At 59.2% G+C, this 18,966-nt stretch carries 19 protein-coding genes; 8 read left to right on the plus strand and 11 right to left on the minus strand.

Features of this window, described 5'->3' with window-relative positions; all coding sequences use genetic code 11:
- Positions 1 to 13 precede the first annotated feature (13 nt).
- The 11 genes from HER32_RS13785 to HER32_RS13835 all read right to left on the minus strand — a co-directional run bounded on the left by HER32_RS13785 (position 14) and on the right by HER32_RS13835 (position 8,603).
- Positions 14 to 1,282 carry an NADH-quinone oxidoreductase subunit D gene (locus tag HER32_RS13785; RefSeq protein ID WP_149070766.1) on the minus strand — a complete coding sequence of 423 codons (1,269 nt, stop codon included), beginning with the start codon at positions 1,280 to 1,282 and terminating at the stop codon, positions 14 to 16.
- A gap of 105 nt (positions 1,283 to 1,387) precedes the next feature.
- Complete coding sequence (locus HER32_RS13790) at positions 1,388 to 1,954, minus strand: NADH-quinone oxidoreductase subunit C (RefSeq protein ID WP_232066259.1); 567 nt, start codon at positions 1,952 to 1,954, stop codon at positions 1,388 to 1,390.
- An 82-nt stretch (positions 1,955 to 2,036) separates the two neighbouring features.
- Positions 2,037 to 2,591 carry an NADH-quinone oxidoreductase subunit B gene (locus HER32_RS13795; protein ID WP_149070765.1) on the minus strand — a complete coding sequence of 185 codons (555 nt, stop codon included), beginning with the start codon at positions 2,589 to 2,591 and terminating at the stop codon, positions 2,037 to 2,039.
- Between the two features lie 70 nt (positions 2,592 to 2,661).
- Positions 2,662 to 3,054, minus strand: a complete 393-nt coding sequence (locus HER32_RS13800) for an NADH-quinone oxidoreductase subunit A (protein ID WP_149070764.1) — start codon at positions 3,052 to 3,054, stop codon at positions 2,662 to 2,664.
- A gap of 165 nt (positions 3,055 to 3,219) precedes the next feature.
- Entirely contained in the window at positions 3,220 to 4,890 is a 1,671-nt protein-coding gene (gene pruA / locus HER32_RS13805) for an L-glutamate gamma-semialdehyde dehydrogenase (RefSeq protein WP_168682278.1), read from the minus strand.
- Between the two features lie 75 nt (positions 4,891 to 4,965).
- Positions 4,966 to 5,334 (minus strand): hypothetical protein, encoded by a 369-nt coding sequence (locus tag HER32_RS13810; RefSeq protein WP_168682279.1) that lies wholly within the window; start codon positions 5,332 to 5,334, stop codon positions 4,966 to 4,968.
- A gap of 53 nt (positions 5,335 to 5,387) precedes the next feature.
- Complete coding sequence (locus HER32_RS13815) at positions 5,388 to 5,936, minus strand: hypothetical protein (protein ID WP_168682280.1); 549 nt, start codon at positions 5,934 to 5,936, stop codon at positions 5,388 to 5,390.
- 99 nt (positions 5,937 to 6,035) lie between these two features.
- Positions 6,036 to 7,031 carry a hypothetical protein gene (locus HER32_RS13820; RefSeq protein ID WP_168682281.1) on the minus strand — a complete coding sequence of 332 codons (996 nt, stop codon included), beginning with the start codon at positions 7,029 to 7,031 and terminating at the stop codon, positions 6,036 to 6,038.
- Positions 7,032 to 7,070: 39 nt separating this feature from the next.
- Entirely contained in the window at positions 7,071 to 7,763 is a 693-nt protein-coding gene (locus HER32_RS13825; protein WP_168682282.1) for a YjjG family noncanonical pyrimidine nucleotidase, read from the minus strand.
- Positions 7,764 to 7,849: 86 nt separating this feature from the next.
- A complete protein-coding gene (locus tag HER32_RS13830; RefSeq protein ID WP_168682283.1) occupies positions 7,850 to 8,164 on the minus strand; it encodes a (2Fe-2S) ferredoxin domain-containing protein in 315 nt (104 codons plus the stop codon).
- 40 nt (positions 8,165 to 8,204) lie between these two features.
- Positions 8,205 to 8,603: an ArsR/SmtB family transcription factor gene (locus tag HER32_RS13835; protein WP_149070758.1), complete on the minus strand. Its 399-nt coding sequence runs from the start codon at positions 8,601 to 8,603 to the stop codon at positions 8,205 to 8,207.
- A 110-nt stretch (positions 8,604 to 8,713) separates the two neighbouring features.
- Here HER32_RS13835 and HER32_RS13840 point away from each other — a divergent pair, with 110 nt between their 5' ends.
- From HER32_RS13840 to nirB, 8 genes are all read left to right on the plus strand, one after another.
- Positions 8,714 to 9,397, plus strand: coding sequence for a carboxypeptidase-like regulatory domain-containing protein (locus HER32_RS13840; RefSeq protein WP_149070757.1), 684 nt, complete (start codon positions 8,714 to 8,716; stop codon positions 9,395 to 9,397).
- Between the two features lie 166 nt (positions 9,398 to 9,563).
- Positions 9,564 to 10,937, plus strand: a complete 1,374-nt coding sequence (locus HER32_RS13845) for an NAD(P)/FAD-dependent oxidoreductase (protein ID WP_149070756.1) — start codon at positions 9,564 to 9,566, stop codon at positions 10,935 to 10,937.
- A gap of 251 nt (positions 10,938 to 11,188) precedes the next feature.
- Entirely contained in the window at positions 11,189 to 11,875 is a 687-nt protein-coding gene (locus HER32_RS13850; RefSeq protein WP_168682284.1) for a HupE/UreJ family protein, read from the plus strand.
- 26 nt (positions 11,876 to 11,901) lie between these two features.
- Positions 11,902 to 12,591 (plus strand): urease subunit beta, encoded by a 690-nt coding sequence (locus tag HER32_RS13855; protein WP_168682285.1) that lies wholly within the window; start codon positions 11,902 to 11,904, stop codon positions 12,589 to 12,591.
- 177 nt (positions 12,592 to 12,768) lie between these two features.
- The gene (ureC, locus tag HER32_RS13860) at positions 12,769 to 14,484 is read left to right on the plus strand and encodes an urease subunit alpha (RefSeq protein WP_149070753.1); all 1,716 of its coding nucleotides are present in this window, start codon (positions 12,769 to 12,771) and stop codon (positions 14,482 to 14,484) included.
- A 134-nt stretch (positions 14,485 to 14,618) separates the two neighbouring features.
- Positions 14,619 to 15,302: an urease accessory protein UreF gene (locus tag HER32_RS13865; protein WP_168682286.1), complete on the plus strand. Its 684-nt coding sequence runs from the start codon at positions 14,619 to 14,621 to the stop codon at positions 15,300 to 15,302.
- Between the two features lie 94 nt (positions 15,303 to 15,396).
- The gene (gene ureG / locus HER32_RS13870) at positions 15,397 to 16,149 is read left to right on the plus strand and encodes an urease accessory protein UreG (protein ID WP_168682287.1); all 753 of its coding nucleotides are present in this window, start codon (positions 15,397 to 15,399) and stop codon (positions 16,147 to 16,149) included.
- Positions 16,150 to 16,438: 289 nt separating this feature from the next.
- A complete protein-coding gene (gene nirB, locus HER32_RS13875; protein WP_149070750.1) occupies positions 16,439 to 18,943 on the plus strand; it encodes a nitrite reductase large subunit NirB in 2,505 nt (834 codons plus the stop codon).
- The last annotated feature ends 23 nt before the right edge of the window (positions 18,944 to 18,966 follow it).

Raw genomic sequence — 18,966 nt, forward strand, 5'->3', positions numbered from 1 at the left:
GTTCAGCAAAAAACTACGCGTCGAGCTCCCCGGCAATTACGTTCATCGACGACAGGGTCACGATGGCGTCGGAGAGGGTCTGGCCCACTACCATTTCGGTGTAGGCCTGGTAGTAGATAAAGCAGGGGCGGCGGAAGTGCAGGCGGTAAGGCGTGCGGCCTCCATCGGAAACCAGGTAGAAGCCTAACTCGCCGTTGCCGCCTTCTACCGAGTGGTAGACTTCACCAACCGGAGCCTCAATCTCGCCCATCACAATCTTGAAGTGATAGATGAGGGCCTCCATGTTCTTGTACACGGCCTGCTTGGGGGGCAGGTAGTAGTGCGGGGCATCGGCGTGGTAGGGGCCCTGGGGCAGGTTTTCCAGCGCCTGGTTGATGATGCGCAGGCTCTGCCAGATTTCCTCGTTGCGCACCATGAACCGGTCGTAGGTGTCGCCCTTGGTGCCTACCGGAATTTCAAACTCAAAATCCTGGTAGCTGGAGTAGGGGTTCATCACCCGCACGTCGTAGTCGACGCCGGCGGCGCGCAGGTTGGGGCCGGTGAAACCGTAGTTGAGGGCGCGTTCGGCCGAAATGCCGCCTACGTCCACCACGCGGTCCATGAAGATGCGGTTGCGGTTGAACATCTTCTCAAACTCGGCCATCACGGCCGGGAAGGTCTTCAGCCAGGCGCGCAGCTTGGCAATGGCCACGTCGGAGAAGTCGCGCTCCATGCCGCCCACGCGGCCCATGTTGGTGGTGAGGCGGGCGCCGCTTACTTCCTCGTAGATTTCGTACACCTTCTCCCGCTCATCCATGAGGTAAAGGAAGCCGGTGAAGGCGCCGGTATCCACGCCCAGAATGCCATTGCAGATCAGGTGGTCGGTGATGCGGGCCAGCTCCATCAGGATAACCCGGATATACTGAGCGCGCTTAGGAACTTCCACGCCCAGCAGCTTCTCTACCGTCATGTGCCAGCCCATGTTGTTGATGGGTGACGAACAGTAGTTCATGCGGTCCGTCAGGGGCGTAATCTGGTAGAAGGGTCGGCGTTCGGCAATCTTTTCGAAAGCGCGGTGGATGTAGCCAATGGTCGGCACGCCCGACACAATCCGCTCCCCGTCCATCTGCAGAATGTTCTGGAAGATGCCGTGGGTAGCGGGGTGCGTGGGACCCAGGTTCAGCGTCGTCAACTCCTGGTTGAAGTCGTTCACGGTCGGCGCCAGCGGGTTAATCCGGGGCTGCTGCTCGCGCGCTTCTTCGATAATCTTGTGCGTGCCTTCCAGCGTGTCGTTTACTGCCATTTTTTCAGAGCTTAGAGCCTAGAACTTAGAGCTTAGAAGTTGGAGAAAGAGGTCTGAAAACAAGAACAGTCTACGTTCTAAGCTCTCATTTCTAAGTTCTAAGAATTATCGTCCAAAGAACAGGTCGGTTTTGTCTTCACGGGTACCATCTTCCAAAGCATATTCCTTGCGCATGGGATGGTAGTCCATGTCCTCCACATTGAGGATGCGCATCAGGTTGGGATGGCCGGGGAAGATGATGCCAAAGAAGTCGAAGGCCTCGCGCTCCATCCAGTTAGCCGTTGCGTAAAGGTCCGTCAGCGTAGGTGCTACCGGATCAGTAATCGGGAAGAAGATTTTCAGGCGCAGGCGTACGTTGTGTACCAGGCTGTGCAGGTGGTACACCATGCCCAATTCCTGCCCTTCCTTTTCCGGAAAGTGCATGCCGCACATAGTCGTCAGGAAGTTGAGCTGAAGCTCCTGATCCTGTTGCAGGCCCGCAATGATGTCGTGGATCCGCTCCCGGGTAGTGGTAGCCGTTAGCAGGCCATAGGGCTCCTCCACGTCGGTGAAGGCGTCGGCTCCAAACAGGCGATGCAGCAAGGCCAGTAGCTGGGCGTTTTTCTGCGCAGCGGGGTCCTGGGCTGCCGCGGCTTCCTGAGCCACCGGGGATTCTTCTTTCTGGTCAGCCATTTCTGAGTATGGAGTATCTGGTATTGAGTATTGAGCTGCCGACAGTAAAAAGTCTAGCTACTCAATACCCAATACTCGTTACCTATTTAATGTTATACGACGCCAGCAAGGCCTGATACTCGGGCGAGTTGCGGCGGCGGAACGACTCGTTTTTAGCCAGGTCCTGCACCCGCATCAGGCCGTCGAGCACCTGCTCGGGGCGGGGTGGGCAGCCCGGTACGTATACATCCACCGGGATAATCCGGTCAATGCCCTGCAGCACCGAATAGGTGTCGAAGATGCCGCCCGAGCAGGCACAGGCACCCATAGCCAGCACCCAGCGGGGCTCAGCCATTTGCTCGTACACCTGCTTCACCACCGGAGCCATTTTCTTGGCAATGGTGCCCATCACCATCAGCAGGTCGGCCTGCCGAGGCGAGAAGGAAGGGCGCTCCGAGCCGAAGCGGGAAATATCGTAGCGGGAGCCCATGGTAGCCATAAACTCGATGCCGCAGCAGGAAGTAGCGAAAGGAAGTGGCCAGAGCGAGTTGGCACGGGCTATGCCCACTACTTTTTCCAGCGAGGTGGCGAAGAAGCCAGCGCCTTCGATGCCCTCGGGGGCTTCCACTGTTTTGATTTCAGGAACTCTATTTTCCATGAGAGAAAGTCAGGTTAGCAAGCGGATTACTCCACGTTAGCCAACATTAGCCAGGGGGCAAAAGTTTGACTTAACGGCTTTCATTCCAGCGTAGAACGCCCTTTTTAATAACGTAGGCGAAGCCGGCCATCAGCAGGGCCAGAAAGACAATCATTTGTACAAACCCCGTGGTGCCTAGCTGGCGGAAGTTCACGGCCCAGGGATACATGAAGATGACTTCCACGTCGAAGAGCACAAACAGAATGGCCGTGAGGAAGTACTTCACCGAAATCGGGGTGCGGGCGTTGCCCACCGATTCGATACCGCATTCGAAGGCTTCGTCCTTCACCACGCTCTTGCGGCGCGGGCCCAGCAAGTGGGACGTAACCATGGCAAAGGCCACGAAGGCCACGGCCAGCACGAACTGCACCACGATGGGCAGAAAATCCTGGGGCTGGTATTGGGTCGGAACGGCGAGGAGCATAGACGGCAACAAATAAACGCCGCGTAGAAACGGCATGGGAGGCAAAGGTAGGATCTAGCCGGTTGGGAACAAAGGTGAAATAGGGGGCAGGGGAAAGGCCCAGATAATACCACAGCCGCCCCAGAATTCTGAAGCGGCTGTACTATAAACGGCAGAAAGTATTTGCTAAAACCCGCCCTGCCCGGTGGCGTTCAGGTTTTCGCCGGTTTCTACGCCCAGGAAAGGGTAGCGGTAGTCTACTGGCGGCACGAAGGTTTCCTTAATAGCACGCGGCGACACCCAGCGCAGCAGGTTCAGCAGGGAGCCAGCCTTGTCGTTGGTGCCGGAGGCCCGGGCGCCGCCGAAGGGCTGCTGGCCCACTACCGCGCCGGTAGGCTTGTCGTTGATGTAGAAGTTACCGGCCGCGTGTAGCAGTTTCTTCGAAGCTAGGTCGATGGCGTAGCGGTCCTGGGAGAAAATGGCGCCGGTGAGGGCATAAGGGGAAGTCGTGTCCACCAGCGTTAGTACCTCGTCGAACTTGTCGGCATCGTAGATGTGTACGGTGAGCACGGGGCCGAACAGCTCCTCGCACATGGTTACGTACTTCGGGTCCTTGGTCACGATGACGGTGGGCTCGATGAAGTAGCCCTTCGACTTATCGTAGCCGCCGCCAGCCACGATTTCGGCGGCAGCATCGGCCTTGGCTCCGTCGATGTATTTGGCCAGCTTATCGAAGGATTTCTCGTCGATAACAGCGTTGATGAAGTTCGAGAAGTCCTCTACATCGCCCATCTTGAACGAGGCCAGATCTTCCTTCACGTAGCCCAGGATTTCGTCGGCCAGGTTGGAGGGCAAGTACACCCGCGAGGCCGCCGAGCACTTCTGGCCCTGGTATTCAAACGCGCCCCGGCTGATGCCCACGGCCACCGCCTTGGCGTGAGCCGAAGGGTGAGCCAGGATAAAGTCCTTGCCACCGGTTTCGCCCACAATGCGCGGGTAGCTCTTGTACTTATGAATGTTCTGGCCGATGGTTTTCCAGATGTTCTGGAACACGCCCGTGGAGCCCGTGAAGTGAATGCCCGCGAAGTCGGGGTGGTTGAAGATGACCTCGCCGGCGGTGGGGCCATCCACGTACACCAAGTTGATAACGCCATCGGGCACGCCAGCTTCCTTGAAGAGCTCCATCAGCACTTGGGCCGAGTAAACCTGGGTGTTGGCGGGCTTCCACACCACCACGTTGCCCATCATGGCCACCGAGGCGGGCAGGTTGGCGGCAATGGACGTGAAGTTGAAGGGCGTGAGGGCAAATACGAAGCCTTCCAGGGGGCGGTGCTCCAAGCGGTTCCACATACCGGGCAGGCTCTCGGGCTGCTGCTGGTAGATCTGCTGCATGAAATGCACGTTGAACCGGAAAAAGTCGATCAGCTCACAGGCTGCGTCGATTTCAGCCTGAAAGGCATTTTTGCTTTGCCCCAGCATGGTGGCCGCATTGAGGCGGGCCCGGTAAGGGCCGGCCAGCAGGTCGGCGGCTTTCAGAAAGATGGCGGCCCGGTGCTCCCAGGGCATATCGGCCCACTGGGTGCGCGCGGCCAGCGCAGCCTCAATGGCCTGCTGCACGTGGGACGCGTCGCCCTCGTGAAACTGCCCGAGAACGTGCTGATGGTCGTGGGGCGGGGTAATGTTCAACAGTTTGCCCGTGCGCACTTCCTGGCCACCGATGTGCATGGGAATGTCGCGCTGCTGCTGCTTAAGCTCCTTTAGCATCTTGAGGAGCTCGAGGCGCTCGGGCGAGTTCGGCGCGTAGCCTTTTACAGGCTCGTTAATCGGGGTGGGAACGTTGAAAAAGCCGTTAGCCATAGCGGGTGCTGGTTTAAGGTTGCTAAATGGTGGTTGGGTGGAAAAGCAAAGGTAGAGAGGAAAGCGGGGAACCGGCTAGCGGCCATAATACTGCGTTGAATCCAGCTGCAAAGCTGCCCAGTTGTTAAACTCGGCGACTATCCATTTTCCGTTTGCCCGCTGCAATTCGTCTATTTTCCGTTGGGGCCGGTTGATCAGATACGCGGCTGGCAAGTGCTCTATGGGCGCAGCATATTGTAGCTCCACTGTATCACCCATCAAGTGGAAACGGCCATTTGTCTCAGACCCCGGTAAGGAAAGTTGGAACTTCCCATCCTTGTATAAGGTCAGCGCCCAGCTACCGGCAAAGCTGTCAGTGTACGCGGATAATATTGCGGGCCGAGGGCTAGGCCAGAGTAGATAAACCATAACGCCAGTCAGCAGCACTGCTCCAATCTTTTTCATCGTATCTGGCTTCCTTAATGACCGAATAAATACTGTTTCTGCTTTCTAAGTTTCTACGGCCGCGCCAGCAGCTCGCGGATCTGCTGCTCCAGGTCCGTCATGGAGCCGGTGTTGTGGATGGTGTAATCGAAGTGCGGATAGGAGTCGAGGGCGGTTTCGCTGGGGTGGTCGTCGTCGCGGGTGCCGTCGCCGCGCTGGCCGAGCGGGTCGCCCTCCACGCGCAGCATCAGGCCGCCCCGGCGCCGGATCAGGTCGGCCTCGTTGGGAAAGCGCACGTCGGGAATGAGGGTGCACTGGTCGGCGGACAGCTGCGAGAAAAAAGCCTGTACCCAAATGTCCGGCTCCCACTGACGCAGCGCCAGGCCCACCTGTTGGAGCATTTCGCCGCGGGTGCGCCCAAAGGCCGCCAGCGTTTCGGCTTTGCCCTTCTGAGAAAAGTACGGGGCTGTACCCTCACCGGCTAGGGCCGCGCACACGGCCTTTATCGGTTCGCCCACGGAGCGGATGTGCCACTTACGCTCGGGCTGCAGCCGCTGGAGCAGGCGGGCCAACGTATCCTTGCCGCTGCCGCGCTTGCCCGAAAAACCAATCAACTGTGTCATGGGCGGCAAAGGTACAAAAGGCGCTGTGGCAGCGTAAGAGCTACGAATGGTCGGCGGCGTAATAAGTCAGCAATCAATAGATAGAGGCAGATAGGGGCCTCACCAGCTATTTTTTGACATCTCATTGTGCCGAACATACTTGATCAGGTTGCTGGCTACGAGCAGTACGCCAATGCCGCATAGTATCATACCCAGCGTGTTGTAGCTGATGCCGAGAGGAGTTTCTCTAGCGGCTTCTGCCAAAGGCGGCAACACCGCATCCGCGACTACTAGCTGATTGGGCGTGTCCGGGTCGTAGGCGACAAGCAATGGCAGCTTTTTGGCGTTTGGCCGCGACAGGCGGGCATGTAGCAGCGCATACTGCTGCGGAGAAAGCGACACCCGCACCGCCGCGGCCGTAGCGGGAGTATAGGGGAGACGCACGAGGGCCGAAGGATAGTTTGAAGCCGCCGAGTACTGTGCGCTGAGCAAGGTGGCCTGCTCGTATTGGTAGGCTACGGTTTCACCCGGGGCTGTTCCAAAATCGGCGGAATGGCGGCAGCTGACAATGCCGGAGCTGAAAACAAGCGCCCCAACTATTGCCCACGCCAGCGTTTTGGCGGTAGAATAGCGGGTGGGTTGCGTGAGTGCGGCCCTGAGCCTGAAAACGGATGTTATAGCGGCGCGGCGGCCGCTTGACCGCCGGTATTTCTGGTACAGCCCCCGACCACTGAAAACCAGAATCAGTACCAGAACGCCGTACCCAACGACTGCCCACGTGGCGTAAAATTGCTCGCCCACGAAAGCTGTGTCTTCCGGCGAGCTTCTGGCGTATTTAATCGGGAATGTGTCGCCGGGCTCGAATTCTGCATAATAGCTTTCCTGCACTTCCAGCCGGCTGGTAGCCGCTTTCTGGCCACTGGGCGCAAACTGAATATTGAGGTAATAATCGTACGCGTTTTTGTGCCAGTCTTTCTCTTTGCTGATGAGGGTGGCTAGGGCAGTGGGGCCATGTATCGTTTGATAGTGAGTCCAGATACTCCAGTTAGCAAAGCAAAAAATAAGAAGATACAGAAAGAAGATACTCTCAAGACTTTCTTCCGGGTTGCGGCCCATAGGATAACAAGATGTGCCAGTCTGCCTCGGCTGGTTTAGCTACAGTATCTCCTTTAGCTCACTTAAACAGCTGATTTCGTAAGTAATCTGGTTGAAGTGACGGCGCTTTTCGGGGTTGAAGTACACTTGGTCGAGGCCGGCATTGTGGGCGCCCAGCACGTCGCACTCCAGGTTGTCGCCAATCATGAGGCTTTCCGAGGCTGTGGCGCCGGTGCGTTCCAAAGCATGCTGGAATATGCGCGCATCGGGCTTGAGGTGCCCACAGCATTCTGACGTCACAATCTCCTGGAAGTAGTTGGTGAGGCGGGAGGAGTTGAGCTTGATGTGCTGAATATCCCTGAACCCGTTGGTAATCAGATGCAGCTGGTATCCTTTCGCCTGTAGGTAGTCTAGCACTTCGTAGGTGTAGGGAAATACGGCCGACTTCAGGGGCAGAATGTCCGTGAACTGCTCGGAGATGCCCGCCGGCGAATCTTCCTCGCGCAAACCCAGCTGCACAAATGTGCGCGGAAAGCGGGTGACGCGTAGCTGCTGCTGCGTGATTTTGTTGCTCTGGTACAACCGCCACAGGCCGTGGTTGATATCGGAGTACACCTGGATAAACTTTTCCACTGCAATGCCGTGGCGCTGTAAATCGTGCTGCGTAAACAAGTGGCGCAGCGTTTCGTCGGCGTTGGTTTCAAAGTCCCACAGCGTGTGGTCCAAGTCAAAGAAAAGATGACGGTATTTCACGAAGGCGTAATGAAGTGACGGGTAATAGAGTAACGAGGGAATAAGCGGCTGGTTTGGGGAGGTTGGTTTCGCCGCTGGCCTGGCAGTTAATCCAGCAGCAGGCGCTTTACCGGCTTACCTTCGCTGAGGTGCTGCAAAATGTCGGCGGCGTCGCGGGGCTTTACGTCCCCATACACGGGGCCTTCCGGGTACACAACCAGGGCAGCGCCGGGACCTTTCTTACAGTGCTTGCACAGGTCGAGGCAGTTGCAGGTTTGCACGCGTATTTTGTGCTTGTCGCCCCCGCTGAAGAGGCTTTTCAGGCCCTGTTTCTTGACTTCGATTTTCAGCGCCCGCGCTACGTCTTTACCGATTTCATCTTTCTGGGCAGTGCAAACAAATAATCGGACAACAGACTTCATAGGCAAAAGGCAATGGCGCCCTGGGCGGCCGGTAGCAGCGTTACTCTAGCTCGGCGGTGCCCGTCCAGCGGCGGTTTTGGAGCTTATACGCGGCTAGTTCCCGGTTCGACCAGAGCGTCTGGTAAATCTTCTGGTCTTTGGCCAGCTGCGTGTCGCGCTCCATGTAGCTGAGCAGTTGCTGAACGAAATCCAGGGCTTCATCCTTGATGAAGTAGAATACCCAGTTATCGAGGCGCCGGAAGCTCACGAGGCCGGCGCTTTTCAAAGTGGCCAGCTGGCGGGAGGTTTTGGTTTGGGTGAAGTCGAGCACCTGTTCCAGGTCGGAAATGCACATTTCCTGGTTGCGCCACAGCAAATGCAGGATGCGCACCCGGCTTTCGTCGCCGAGGGCCTTAAATATTGGCAGGCCAAATGCAACGGAGAAATGTTTCAGGCGCATCTTGTGTAGCAACGGGGAGAGGAGGGTCGGCACAGGGCCGGCACAAATTTACGCCAAAGCGGGGAGTGACCCCCGAAAGCGCCGTATACTTGTAGTCAGGTTCGTTTCGTATGTCTGAAGTGGTTCGATTTCGTTTTATTTTCGTCGGGTTGCTGCTCCTGGCTGCCTGGTTGGGCGGCCCCACCGAGGCACGGGCCCAGGGCCAGCGCCAGGTGGTGCAGTTCACCGGCATCGTAGCTACTGGCGACTCGCTGCTGGGCGTTCCGGGCGCCTCCGTGCTGGTGCCCCAGGCCGGGCGCGGCACCGCTACCAACGCCTACGGCTACTTTTCTCTGCCCGTGCTGGCCGGGGATAGTATCGTGATTCGCTCCCTGGGCTACCGTAACCAGTACGTGGTTATTCCGGCCGATTACGCGCGTCAGAGCTACTCGGTGATTGTGTCGCTCAAGGAAGACGCCACCGTACTGCCCGAAATCCGCATTTTTCCCTACGCCACCGAGCGGGAGTTCAAACGGGCCTTCCTGGCCCTCAAGCTGCCCAAAGAACGGGGCTCAGCCACTGCCGAAAACCTAAACGAGGACATCATGCGGCGCATTTTCAACAACGCCCCCGTGACCAGCGTAGGCAACTACCGCCAGACCCTGCAGCAACAGCAGCTGGAGCAGCAGCGCCGCATGGGCATGGGTCCCTCCTTGCAGTCCAACAACCCTTTGCTGAACCCCTTCAGCTGGTTGCAGCTGATTCAGCAAGTGAAAAAAGGTGAGTTCAAGAAAAAGGAAGGCGTAGATTACTAACGCGTAGTCAGATTCCTATCAGCAGAAGGCCAGCGCGGATATAATCGGCGCTGGCCTTTTGTATTGTTCGGCCCCTATATTCGCCGCCAAGGCAAGCTGCGCGGTAACCAGAACTCCGGTTTCACGGTACAGCTACTGTTTGACCTTGCAGCAAGCTTCTCTCCCTATGGATACTAATCTTCCGGTTACCTCCCAGCCCCGCGTCGTCATCGTCGGGTGTGGCTTCGGCGGTTTGCGCCTCGCGCAGCAACTGCGCCACGACCCAGTGCAGGTGGTGGTTATTGACCGCAACAACTACCACAATTTCCAGCCCTTGCTTTACCAGGTGGCTACTGGCGCCCTGGAGGCCGACAGCATCGCCTATCCCATCCGCAAGATTTTTGCCGGGCAGAAGAACTTCTTCTTCCGCATGGCCGATGTGTCGCGCGTGGATACTACCGCCAACACCGTCCACACCAACATCGGCGACATCCGCTACGATTACCTGGTGCTGGCTACCGGCTCCCTCACCAACTTTTTCGGGATTGAGAGCATTGAGCGCAATGGCATGCAGATCAAAAGCATTCCGAACGCGCTGAACCTGCGCAGCTTTATCTTCCAGAACCTGGAAAAAGCCCTGCTCACCGAAGACCCCGCCGCCCGCCAGGCCCTGCTGAACATTGTCGTAGTAGGCGGCGGCCCCACCGGCGTGGAAATCAGCGGCTCCCTGGCCGAAATGCGCCGGAGCGTGCTGCCCAAGGACTACCCCGAGCTGGACTTCCAGCACATGCAGATTACCATTGTGGAAGCCGGGGCGGAGCTCCTGGGGCCTATGTCGCCCCAGTCGCAGCGGGAGGCGTATGAGTACCTCAAGGAGCTGGGCGTGCACATCCTGCTTAACACCAGCATCAAGCGGTTTGAGGACTGCAAAGCTTACTACTCCGATACCGAGTTCATCCCGACGGAAAACCTGATCTGGGCGGCCGGGGTGAATGGCGCCGCCGTGCCGGGCATTCCGGAGAACGTTGTGGCCCGCAACAAACGCATCAATGTGAACCGCTGGAACCAGGTGGAAGGCTTCACGAACGTATTTGCCATTGGCGACGTAGCCAACATGGTGACGGAAGACATGCCCAAGGGGCTGCCCATGTTGGCGCCCGTGGCCATGCAGCAGGCCGACCACCTGGCCGACAACTTCCGCCGCCTCGCCAAAGGCCAGACGCCCGTCGATTTCAAATACAATAACAAGGGTGTCATGGCTATTGTGGCCCGCAACAAGGCTGTGGTAGATTTGCCCAAGGGCCACTTCAGCGGGTTCCTGGGCTGGCTCACGTGGCTATTCGTGCACCTAATGACGCTGGTAGGCTTCCGCAACAAAGTGGTGGCCTTCATCGACTGGGCCTTTAGCTACCTCACCGCCGACAAGGCTCTGCGTCTCATCATCCGGCCCTTCAACCGCCGCGACATGAAGGACGACAAAGGCAAACGCCCCGCCGAGCAGCAGAACGCCACGCCCCAGTACAATGCCCCGCCACCCGCCATTCAGACGCCCCAGGCGTAGGCATTCTCAAGACAAGGGCGTCATGCTGAGCGAAGGCGAAGCATCTCTACCGCTTCGTCAGATTACTAGTGCAACGAAGTGGTAGAGATGCTTCGCCTTCGCTCAGCATGACAGGTAGTAACATAGTTTAGGATAGCTCTACTTTAGAAGTAGGGCTATTTTTTTTGGGTGTATACCATATAAAATACATGTATTTTAAGGATAAGGCCCTAGATTGAACACCGATAATACTTGAATCAGATTTTCTTGCCATGCACGACGCGCTGCCTTTACTGTTTGCCTTCCTGGTAGGAATGGGGCATGCATTCGAGGCAGACCATCTGATTGCCGTGACCAACCTGGTGGCCCGCCACGACAGCCGCCTGCTGGCCGTGCGGGAGGGGCTTTTCTGGGGGTTAGGCCACACGACCACGCTCGTCTTGTTTGGCGGGGCGCTGCTCGTGAGCAAGTCGGCCGTGGAGCACTCCAACTACTTTGAGGCCGGGGTAGGAGCCATGCTGCTACTTATGGGCCTCAGCCGCCTCACCGACAAAAGCCAATATCAAACCAAGCCGCCCCGTTACCAGCGCGGTGCGGCCTACGCGGTGGGGCTGGTACACGGGCTGGCGGGCAGCGGGGCGCTGGTCGTGCTCCTGATGGGCAGTATGCGCACCACCTGGCTGGGCGTGGCGTACTTGCTGCTATTCGGCTTGGGTTCTGTGGCCGGCATGCTGGGCGCGTCGGCGCTGGTGAGCATTCCGTTCACCCAGCGCATGCGGCTCAGCTACGGCCTGCGCACGGGCATGGTGGTGGTATCGGCCCTGCTCAGCATCGGCTACGGCAGCTGGATGATTTACGGGAATCTGTTTAGCGCGGAGAAACAAGAGCTTAGAGCCCAGATGCGTTCCACGCCTGCTCCTACTAGCTCCCGTATTTCCCCGTCCGCTTCTAACCTCTAAGCTCTACTATCTAAGTTCTAAGCCAAATGCACCTTTCCCCCAAAGACCTCGATAAGCTGGTGCTGCACCAAGCCGGCGTAGTAGCTCAGAAACGCTACGCCCGCGGCCTAGCCCTCAACTACCCCGAGGCCGTGGCGCTGCTGGCTACCCAACTGCTGGAGTTTATCCGCGACGGCGAATCGGTGGCCGACCTGATGAACAAGGGCAAGCAGATACTGGGCTTGCGCGACGTGCTGCCCGGCGTGGCTGGCCTGGTGGCCGAGGTGCAGGTGGAAGGGACCTTCCCGGACGGTACCAAGCTCGTGACGGTACACCAGCCCATCTGCCGCGAAGCCGGCTCACCCGAACTGGCCCTGTACGGCTCGGGCCTAACCCGCACTGCGCCGCCCGCTGCCGCCGAAGCCGCCCCGGAGCCCGGCGAATACTACTTGCAGACTGAACCGCTAACCCTGAACGAAGACCGCGAAACCCTCACGCTGGACGTGCTCAACCGCGGCGACCGGCCCATCCAGGTTGGCTCGCACTACCCGTTCTTCGAAACCAACGCCGCCCTCGACTTCGACCGCGCCGCTGCCCGGGGTTTCCGCCTCAACATTCCCGCCGGTACCGCCGTGCGCTTCGAGCCCGGCGAGCGGAAGCGCGTGACGCTCGTGGCCCTCGCCGGGGAGCGGATTGTCTATGGCGGGAATGGGTTGATTAATGGGAAGGTGGATTGATATCTAGTGCCTGCAAATGTCATACTGAGCGCAGCCGAAGCATCTCTACTGCTTCGTTTAACGGCTCGGACGAAGTAGTAGAGATGCTTCGACAGGCTCAGCATGACGTTCTAAGAATCTTTTTGCTCTCCTATAACTGAATAGAATTACTAAACCCGCGCTTAAGATCTGAATCTTATGTCCCTCTCCCTTGACCGGCGCGCGTACGCCGATATGTACGGCCCCACTACCGGCGACCAGGTGCGCCTGGGCGACACCGACCTCATCATCGAAGTTGAGCAGGACTACTGCGTCTACGGGGAGGAGTGCAAGTTCGGGGGCGGCAAAACCCTGCGCGACGGGATGGGCCAGGCCGCTGGTATTCCGCAGGCCGAGGCCCTGGATTTGCTTATCACCAACGCCCTGGTACTCGATTACACCGGCATCTACAAGGCCGATATCGGGGTGAAGCACGGGCGCATCAGCGGCATAGGCAAGGCTGGCAATCCGCACATCATGGCCGGCGTCACGCCCGGGATGGTGGTGGGCGTGACCACCGAGGTCATTGCCGGCGAAGGACTGATTCTGACGGCCGGCGGCATCGACTGCCACATCCACTTCATCTGCCCTCAGCAGATTGAGGAAGCCCTGGCCTCGGGCCTGACCACCATGCTGGGCGGGGGCACCGGGCCGGCCGCCGGTACCACGGCCACCACCTGCACGCCGGGCGCGTTCTACATCGAAATGATGCTGAAAGCCACCGACGCGTTTCCGCTCAACTTCGGGTTCCTGGGCAAGGGCAACTCCTCCCGCCCCGAGGGCCTGCACGAGCAGATTGCGGCCGGCGCGCTGGGCTTCAAGCTGCACGAAGACTGGGGCACCACGCCCGCGGCCATCGACCAGTGCCTGCAGGTAGCCGAGCAGTACGACGTGCAGGTGTGCATTCACACCGACACGCTCAACGAAAGCGGCTTCGTGGAAAACTCGGTGGGCGCGTTTAAGGGGCGCACCATCCACGCCTACCACACCGAGGGCGCAGGTGGCGGGCACGCCCCCGACATCATCAAAATCTGCGGGGAGCCGAACGTCATTCCCTCGTCCACGAACCCCACGCGGCCCTTTACCAAGAATACCATCGACGAGCACCTGGACATGCTGATGGTGTGCCACCACCTCGACCACAACATTCCCGAGGACGTGGCCTTCGCCGAAAGCCGCATCCGGGGCGAAACCATTGCCGCCGAGGATATCCTGCACGATATGGGCGCGCTCAGCATCATTTCCTCCGACTCCCAGGCCATGGGCCGGGTGGGGGAGGTGGTGACGCGCACCTGGCAGACGGCCCACAAGATGAAGCAGCAGCGCGGCCCCCTGCCCGAAGACGCCGCCAGCACCGCCGACAACTTCCGCGCCCGGCGCTACATCGCCAAATACACCATCAACCCCGCCCGCGCCCACGGCTTTGCCCAGGAAATAGGCTCCATTGAGCTAGGCAAGCTGGCCGATCTGGTGCTCTGGAAACCCGCTTTCTTCAGCTCCCGCCCCGAAATGGTGGTGAAGGGCGGCGTGATTGTGCGCAGCCAGATGGGCGACGCCAACGCCTCCATTCCCACGCCCCAGCCCTCGTTTTCGCGGCCCATGTTCGGGGCGTTTGGCGGGGCGGTGGGCGGCACCTCCCTGGCTTTCGTGTCGGGCGCCTCGGTGGAGCACGTGCGCGCCGCTTACGGCCTGCGCAAGCAGGTAGTGGGCGTGCAGGGCTGCCGTAGCGTGACCAAGAAAGACATGGCCCTCAACGACTACCTGCCCAACATCGAAGTAGACCCCGAAACCTACCGCGTGACGGTGGACGGCGTGCACCTCACTTGTGAGCCCGCCGAAAAGCTGCCCCTGGCCCAGCTGTATAATCTGTTTTAATGAAGAGCTGAGAACTCAGAAGTGAGAAGCGAGACTGGTACACCGCCTAACAAGCCACCAGTACCAGTCTTGCTTCTCACTTCTGAGTTCTCAGCTCTAAGTTCTCACCTCTCACCTCTAAGTTCTAAGGTCTCTTGCCTACCCGCCTCGCCCGCCTGCTCCACCTTGCCGATTCGGCCCTGCCGACGGGCGGCTTCGCGTATTCCTACGGGTTGGAAAGCAGCCGCACGTTTGGGCTGGTGCGCGACCCGGCGGGGCTGCGGCACTATCTGTACTCGTATCTGCAGCAGGCCGTGGGGCTGGAAATTCCGTTTCTGAACTCCTGTTATGCGCTGGTTTGGCCATTGGGCCCCGCGGCGCTGACCGACATATTGCTTGAATACGATGCCCAGCTGCTGGTGCCCGCCATGCACAAAGCCAGCCTGACCCAGGGCAAAACCTGGCTGCAGCTGCTGCAGTCATTTTACCCGGCGGCTGGGTTGCAGGAGTTGGGCGAGCTGCTGAAGCAGTACCAGCTGCCGGGGCATTTCGTGCCCTTGCTGGCCCTAAGTCTGCAACGGCTGAATTACTCACTGGCCGAAGCTCACACATTCTATTTGCACCTGGCCCTGCGTGACCAAGTCAGCGCCGCTATCCGGCTAGGCTGCCTCGGCCCCATGGAAGGGCATCGGCTTCAGCACGAGTTCTACGCCATTTTCGACGACTTGCTGGCCGACGTTGCTCACCTCGACTACCGCGCCGCTACCCGCTCCGCCAGCCTGCTCGACACGGCCCAGATGCTGCACGAACACGTCTACTCTCGCCTGTTTCAGAATTAGAACTAATGCCCGCTGCTATTAAAGGGGCATGCTGAGCGCAGCCGAATCATAACGGTCTGACAACTCATAAATCACCACTGGCAACTGACAAAAAATGCCCTTCATCGATAAGCTTGCCCTGCTGCTCCACGGCCACGCGCACGAGCAATACGACTCGCCCGGCGACTACACCCAGCGCGAAACCCGGCGCCTGCCCCCGCACCGCAACTTCCGTAAGCGGGCCTTTACCGTGGGTATTGGCGGACCGGTGGGCACCGGCAAAACGGCCCTGCTGAAAGCCCTGTGTGAGCGGCTGCGCCACGAGTTCGAGCTAGGCGTAGTCACCAACGACATCTTTACCAGCGAAGACGCCGAGTTCCTGATCCGCCACAGCGCCCTGAGCGAAGACCGAATTGTGGGCGTGGAAACCGGCGGCTGCCCGCACGCAGCCATTCGGGAGGATATTTCCCTGAACATGGATGCCCTGGAAGGCCTCATGGCCCGTTTCAACCACAAGCTCGACTACCTGTTCGTGGAGAGTGGGGGCGACAACCTGGCCGCGCACTTCAGCCGGGAACTGGTCGATTACTCTATTTATGTCATTGATGTGGCGGGCGGCGACAAGGTGCCGCGTAAGGGCGGGCCCGGCATTACCCAGTCCGATCTGCTGGTCATCAACAAAACCGACCTGGCCGAACTGGTACGCGCCGACCTCGGCGTGATGGACCGCGACGCCCGCCGCATGCGCGGGGGAGGCCCGTTCCTGTTTGCCCGCGCCCTGCACGGCCTGGGCCTCGACGAGATAATCCAGCACATTCACGGTGCCAAAGCTCAGGCCTTGGAATCGGTGCGGGAAGACCGCCGTTAGACCGCCTCTGTATAGACTATGTTGTGGCAAGCCCCTAAGAAGCATCTTAGGGGCTTTTGCTTTGCCTATAGATATTAAGGGGGTATAGGGTTAAAAGAATATGATATTTTAAAATACCCCTTTTGATATTAGGGGGTGTTTGTCTATAATTGCTATAAGTAAATCGGAAATGACCCTAGATTTTAAGGGGTGATTATCGGTTTACGTATATTTCGCTTTCCGCACTCTCCTGTATATCCCACCCACTTAAGCTGCTGCCTATTCGTTGACTTTCTAATACCCTGGTCCTATGGTACCGAAGCACGTTCCTACCGTCGTTGTCGTTGGCAATGGCATGGTTGGCTATAAGTTTTGCGAGAAGCTGCTTGCTAAAACTTCAGCCTTCAATCTGGTGGTCTTTGGTGAGGAGCCCCGCGTGGCCTACGACCGGGTCCATCTGAGTGAGTACTTCGGGGGCAAAACCGCCGACGACCTGCTAATGGCCCCGCTGCAGTGGTATTACGACAACAACATCACCCTGCACCTGGGCGACGCGGTCCAGGAAATTGACCGCACCAGCCAGACAGTACACGCCCGCAGCGGCCTGGTACAGCCCTACGACTATTTGGTGCTGGCCACCGGCTCCTCGGCCTTCGTGCCCGACATTCCCGGCGTGGAAAAAGCCGGCGTCATGGTCTACCGCACCATTGAAGACCTCGACGATATCAAAGCCTGCGCCGCCACCGCCCGCTCGGGGGCCGTGCTGGGCGGCGGCTTGCTAGGGCTGGAAGCGGCCAAAGCCCTGCTCGATCTGGGTGTGCCCGAAACCCACGTCATCGAGTTTGCGCCGCGCCTGATGCCCCGGCAGATCGACGCGGCCGGCAGTCAGATGCTGCAAGCCAAGCTCGAAGCGCTGGGGCTGAAAATCCATCTGAATAAGGCGACCAGCAGCATTGCCGGCGAAAATAAAATCGACGGTCTGCACTTCGGCGACGGCTCCGTGCTGGAGGTCGATATGCTGGTGATTTCGGCCGGCATCCGGCCCCGCGACGAGCTGGCCAAGCTGGCTGGCCTGGAAGTGGGCCTGCGCGGCGGCATCGTCGTCAACGACGAGATGCAGACCTCGGATCCGCGCATCTTTGCCATTGGGGAGTGTGCCCTGCACGGGGGCATGATCTACGGCCTGGTGGCGCCCGGCTACGACATGGCCGAAGTAGTGGTGAGCCAGCTGACCCAGGGCGCCCGCGCCTTCACCGGCTACGACATGAGCAGCAAGCTCAAGCTCATCGGCGTGGACGTAGCCAGCTTCGGCGACCCGTTTATTGCCGAGCCCCACAGCCGCTCCATCGTGTTCGAGGATGCCCATAGCGGGGTGTATAAGCGCATCAACATCAGCCCCGACGGCAAATACCTGCTCGGCGGCGTGCTCATCGGCGACGCGGATGCTTACAACCTGCTGCTGCAAACCGTCAACAACAAAATCGTGTTGCCACCCCATCCCGAAGATCTGATTCTGGGCAGTCGGGGCGGGGAAGCCGCTGAAGGCGCGGGCGTAATGAGTCTGCCCGACGAGGCCCTGATCTGCTCCTGCGAGGCCGTCACCAAGGGCGCCATCTGTGGGGCCGTTACTGAGCTGGGCATCACGACGGTGGACGGCATGAAGAAGTGCAACAAGGCTGGCACCGGCTGCGGGGGCTGCGTGCCCATGGTGAAAGACCTTATCAACAGCACGCTGCTGGCCCAGGGCGCTTACATTAAAAACGTGCTGTGCGAGCATTTTGAGTACTCCCGGCAGGAGCTGTTCGACCTGCTCAAAATCAACGACATCCGCACTTACGACGCCGCGCTGGACCACTTCGGCCGGGGCGACGGCTGCGAAACCTGCAAGCCGGCCATCGGCAGCATCTTGTCGGGTTTGTGGAACGATCTGATTGTCAAGCAAAACACCATCCAGGACACCAACGACCGGTACCTGGCCAACATCCAGAAGGGGGGCAGCTACTCGGTAGTGCCCCGCATTGCGGGCGGCGAGGTTACGCCCGAGCAGCTAATGGTCATTGGCCGGGTGGCCCAGAAGTACGGGCTCTACACCAAGATTACCGGCGGGCAGCGCATTGATATGTTCGGGGCCCACGTGAGTGATTTGCCCGATATCTGGGAGGAACTCATCAACGCCGGCTTCGAGAGCGGGCACGCTTACGGCAAGTCGCTGCGGACGGTGAAAAGCTGCGTGGGCAGCACCTGGTGCCGGTTTGGGCTGCACGACAGCGTGTCGCTGGCCATCGAAATCGAGAACCGCTACAAGGGCATCCGCTCCCCCCACAAGCTCAAGAGCGGCGTGAGCGGCTGCGTGCGGGAGTGCGCCGAGGCCCAGGCCAAGGACTTCGGCATCATCGCCACCGAGAAGGGCTGGAACCTGTACGTATGCGGCAACGGCGGGGCCAAGCCCCAGCACGCCCAGCTCCTGGCTACCGACATCGACAAGGAAACTTTGGTGCGCTACCTCGACCGGTTCCTGATGTTCTACATCAAAACCGCCGACCCGCTGATGCGCACCGCCACTTGGCTCAACAAGCTGGACGGCGGCCTGGCCTACCTCAAAAACGTGGTCATCAACGACAGCCTGGGCATCTGCGCCGAGCTGGAAGCGGAAATGGCCCTGCTCATCCAGAACTACCACTGCGAGTGGCGCGAGGTGGTCGAAAACCCCGAGCTGCGTCGGCAGTTCACCCACTTCGTGAATGCGCCCACGCTCAAAGACCCCTCGATTGAGTTCGAGCCGGTGCGGGGGCAGAAGATTGTGAAAGCCTGGTAACGGGGCCTCCAACGCACTTTTTA

This window comes from Hymenobacter sp. BT18, from assembly GCF_012273015.1.
GTDB classification, from domain to species: Bacteria; Bacteroidota; Bacteroidia; order Cytophagales; family Hymenobacteraceae; genus Hymenobacter; species Hymenobacter lutimineralis.